4 protein-coding genes are annotated in these 3,766 nt (G+C 60.2%); all 4 read left to right on the top strand.

Going from position 1 to position 3,766, the window contains the following annotated elements; translation table 11 throughout:
* Positions 1–378, top strand: a 378-nt coding sequence (locus tag V6C16_RS09140) for a M23 family metallopeptidase (RefSeq protein ID WP_333543052.1), incomplete at its 5' end; no start/stop codon positions are given.
* A 5-nt stretch (positions 379–383) separates the two neighbouring features.
* Positions 384–656, top strand: coding sequence for an exodeoxyribonuclease VII small subunit (gene xseB, locus V6C16_RS09135; RefSeq protein WP_333534955.1), 273 nt, complete (start codon positions 384–386; stop codon positions 654–656).
* A gap of 15 nt (positions 657–671) precedes the next feature.
* Positions 672–1,565 carry a polyprenyl synthetase family protein gene (locus V6C16_RS09130; protein WP_333534956.1) on the top strand — a complete coding sequence of 298 codons (894 nt, stop codon included), beginning with the start codon at positions 672–674 and terminating at the stop codon, positions 1,563–1,565.
* A 1-nt stretch (position 1,566) separates the two neighbouring features.
* A complete protein-coding gene (dxs, locus tag V6C16_RS09125; protein ID WP_333534957.1) occupies positions 1,567–3,558 on the top strand; it encodes a 1-deoxy-D-xylulose-5-phosphate synthase in 1,992 nt (663 codons plus the stop codon).
* Positions 3,559–3,766: the final 208 nt, after the last annotated feature.

Genomic DNA, 3,766 nt, shown 5'->3' with positions numbered 1-3,766 from the left:
GGTCTGCACAGGGGGCTTGACCTGCGGGGCGCCGAAGGCGCGCCCATAGTTGCCTGCGCCGACGGCAGGGTAGCCCTGACCGGGGATTTGTACTTCTCGGGCAATGTGGTGTACATCAATCACGGCGAAGGGGTTTTCACTGCCTATCTGCATATGTCAAAAATTATGGTCACGCAGGGCCAGCCCGTGCGCAAGGGCGAGGTCATCGGTCTGGTAGGGGCCACTGGCCGCGTTACCGGGCCGCATTTGCACCTTTCTTTGCTGGTGCAGGGTGTTTCTGTTGACCCTCAGCCTTTTCTGACCGCAGACCCCGCCGGTGAAGCAGCGCCCCCGGCTGTTCCGGGCAAGGCTGCGCAAGACGCCAAAACAGGAAAGTAGACCGCATGAGCGCCAAAAACGACAATCTTTTTGAAAAAAAACTGGCCCGGCTCCAGGAAATCGTCGGCGCGCTGGAATCCGGCGATCTGCCGCTTGAAAAGGGCATGACCCTGTATAAGGAAGGCGCCACGTGTGCGCGCTATTGCCGTCAGCAGCTTGACAAGGCGCGTCATGAACTGGAGATATGGCAGGATGATCGGGCAAGCCCCATGAATTCCCAGGGCGGGTCGGCCGGGGAGCATCCTGATGATGAAGCTGAAGAAGCCGAGGAAGCGTAGGAGGCTTGACAGGTGATGATGCCAGTATCCCGGATGAAGGAACTTTTGCGCCAACGCGGGCAAATGGTGGAAGAAAATCTTGCCGTGTGTCTTGATGGCCGCGCTGTGCCGCAGCGTCTCAAGGATTCCATGCTCTACAGTCTTCAGGCTGGCGGCAAACGCCTGCGCCCCGTGCTCTGCCTGAGCACCGCCGCCATGTGCGGTCTGCCGCTGGGCGATGCTCTGCCTTTTGCCTCGGCTATCGAGATGATTCATACCTATTCGCTGGTGCATGACGATCTTCCGGCTATGGATGATGACGATCTGCGGCGCGGCAAGCCCTCAAACCACAAGGCTTTTGACGAGGCCACCGCCATCCTCGCGGGCGACGGCCTGCTGACCGACGCCTTTTTGATGATGTGCCGCAGCCCCCTGGCCCCGCCGCGCGTGTTGCGTGCCATCAGCGAACTGGCCTTGGCCGCCGGTTCGTCCGGTATGGTGGGCGGACAGGAATGGGATATGATATTTACCGGCAACGACGCGGTATCCATTGAGGAATTGCGTGGCGTTCACGCCATGAAAACAGGTGCGCTCCTGCGGGCTTCCTGTGTGTGCGGGGCCATGCTGGCCGGGGCTTTGGACGAAGATCTGGCTGCCATCGGTTCTTATGGCGCAGCCCTTGGCGTGGCCTTTCAGATTGCCGACGACATCCTTGACGTGGTGGCTGATACCGCCACCCTTGGCAAGCCTGTGGGCAGTGATGAGGCCCAGGGCAAGAAGACCTATCCCGCGTTGCTGGGCCTCGACCAGAGTCGTGTTCTGGCGCGGGAACAGGCCGAAAAGGCCAAAGCCGCGCTTGCGGGCTTCAGTGGGGATGAGGCTGCATTTTTACGGGCATTGGCCGACTATACGGTCACCAGGGCGGCCTGACATGCCTGACACGCATATTATGACGGCACAGGACGTTTCAGCGGGGGCCGGAACGGTCCAGACCTCGGGCATACCGGAAGCTGGCGTGCGGAATGCAAGCCAGCCGGCCGGCCTTCTTGACGGCATTGAGCGCCCCTCACAGCTTGTGGGCATGGATGATGCCGTGCTTGCGCAGTTGGCGGGCGAGGTGCGGCAGCGCATTATTGACGTGGTTTCGCGCAACGGCGGCCATCTTGCGCCGTCGCTGGGCGTGGTGGAACTGACGCTGGCGCTTCTTTCCACCTTCAATATCGAAGAAGACAAGCTGGTGTGGGACGTGGGCCATCAGGCTTATGCCCACAAGCTGCTTACCGGCAGGGCGCGGCAATTTCATACGCTGCGTTCCTTTGGCGGCATTTCCGGCTTTCCGCGTATGGCAGAAAGCCCTTATGACCATTTTGGCGTAGGGCATTCCTCCACATCCATTTCTGCCGCCCTGGGCATGGCTTTGGCCCGCGACCTTTCCGAGCTCAAGCACCATGTGATAGCCGTGATCGGTGACGGTTCCCTTACGGCCGGAGAAGCCTTTGAGGGGCTTAACCTGGCCGGACATATGGGGCGGCGGCTTATTGTGGTGCTCAATGACAATGAAATGTCCATTTCGCCCAATGTGGGGGCGCTTTCGCTTTTCCTGAGCCGCACGCTTTCGCGGCGCTGGGTGCGGCAGACCCGCAAAGAGGTGCTCAATTTCCTGCGCTCCATTCCCCGTATCGGCCAGAAACTGGCTGTATACGCCATGCGCGGCGAGTGGAGCTTCAAATCCTTCTTTACGCCGGGCATGCTGTTCGAGGCGTTCCGTTTTAACTATATCGGCCCTGTGGACGGCCATGACCTGCCGAGCCTGCGCCGCCATCTGCAAATGGCAGCCGCTGTCGAGGACGGCCCCGTGCTGCTGCATGTGCGCACTCAAAAAGGTAAAGGCTACGCTCCGGCAGAAAAAAACCCCACCCTTTATCACGGGGTGGGCCTGTTCACGCCCGAAACCGGGCAGCCGGTTCCTTCCACGGCCAAGGTTCCGTCCTTTACCGGAATTTTCAGTAAAACCCTGGTGGAACTTGCTGAAAAGGATGAAAGAATTATCGCGATTACGGCGGCCATGCCCGAAGGAACCGGTACGGACAGCTTCCGTCAGCGTTTTCCGGATCGCTTTGTGGACGTGGGCATTTGCGAGCAGCATGCCGTGACCTTTGCCGCCGGGCTTGCCAGCCAGGGATACAGACCGGCGCTCGCCATTTATTCCACGTTTTTGCAGCGTTCTTACGATCAGGTGGTGCACGACGTCTGCATCCAGAATCTGCCGGTCACACTTTGCGTTGATCGCGCGGGACTTGTGGGCGAGGACGGGGCCACACATCACGGAGCCTTTGACATCGCCTATCTGCGGCATATTCCGCAGATGAGCCTGCTGGCTCCGCGCAACGAGGATATGCTGCGCCACTGCCTGCTCACCTCGCTGAACCACGATGGCCCCTGCGCGTTGCGGTATCCCAGAGGCGCAGGCTTTGGTGTGCCTTTTGAAGGCCTGCCGCGTCTGCTCACCCCCGGCAGGGGAGAACTGCTTCAGGACGGGGAAAATATCGCCATCATCGCCGTGGGCAACCGCGCCCATCCCGCGCTGGAGGCGGCGGCGCAGGCCGAGCAGACCCTGGGCTTCCGGCCTCTTGTTTTTGATCCCGTGTGGCTCAAGCCTTTGCCCGAAGAGCAGCTTGCCTCCATTGCGCGCCGCTTTGACCGCATTCTTTTTGTGGAAGAAGGCGTTCTTGCCGGTGGCTTTTCCTCGGCAGTGCTGGAATTTTATGCGGACAAGGGCCTCTTGCGCGGCCAGCGCATCAAACGTCTTGGCCTGCCTGACAGCTTTGTGGAGCACGGCAGCCAGTTGCGCTTGCGCGAACTGGTGGGGCTGCGCACAAAAAATATTGCGGCAGCCATTGTAGAGCTGGCAGGGCAGAAGTAACGGGGCGCGTGAAGGCGGATTAGTAATCGCAGTGCGATGTTTCCGCCGGACAGGGGATCGGTGAAAATTGGCCGCACCGTGTGTTTTGCACAGGCTTGTTCATGTGGCAGGCAAACCGGAGAATACATGCTCTCCGGCTTGCCTGCCATTTTCATTTTATGGGATGCGTTTGGCCGCCTGCGCGGCGGGCGGCAAGGTCGGAAGGGCC

The organism is Desulfovibrio sp. 1188_IL3213, from assembly GCF_036763145.1.
Classification (GTDB): domain Bacteria; phylum Desulfobacterota; class Desulfovibrionia; order Desulfovibrionales; family Desulfovibrionaceae; genus Desulfovibrio.
The sequence above is the reverse complement of the archived record's forward strand: the minus strand, read 5'-3'. Positions and strand labels throughout refer to the sequence as shown.

Bases quoted from the DNA above. Each gene is read 5' to 3' on its own strand.
- xseB (WP_333534955.1), top strand. From the start codon at position 384: ATGAGCGCCAAAAACGACAATCTTTTTGAAAAAAAACTGGCCCGGCTC.
- V6C16_RS09130 (WP_333534956.1), top strand. From the start codon at position 672: ATGATGCCAGTATCCCGGATGAAGGAACTTTTGCGCCAACGCGGGCAA.
- dxs (WP_333534957.1), top strand. From the start codon at position 1,567: ATGCCTGACACGCATATTATGACGGCACAGGACGTTTCAGCGGGGGCC.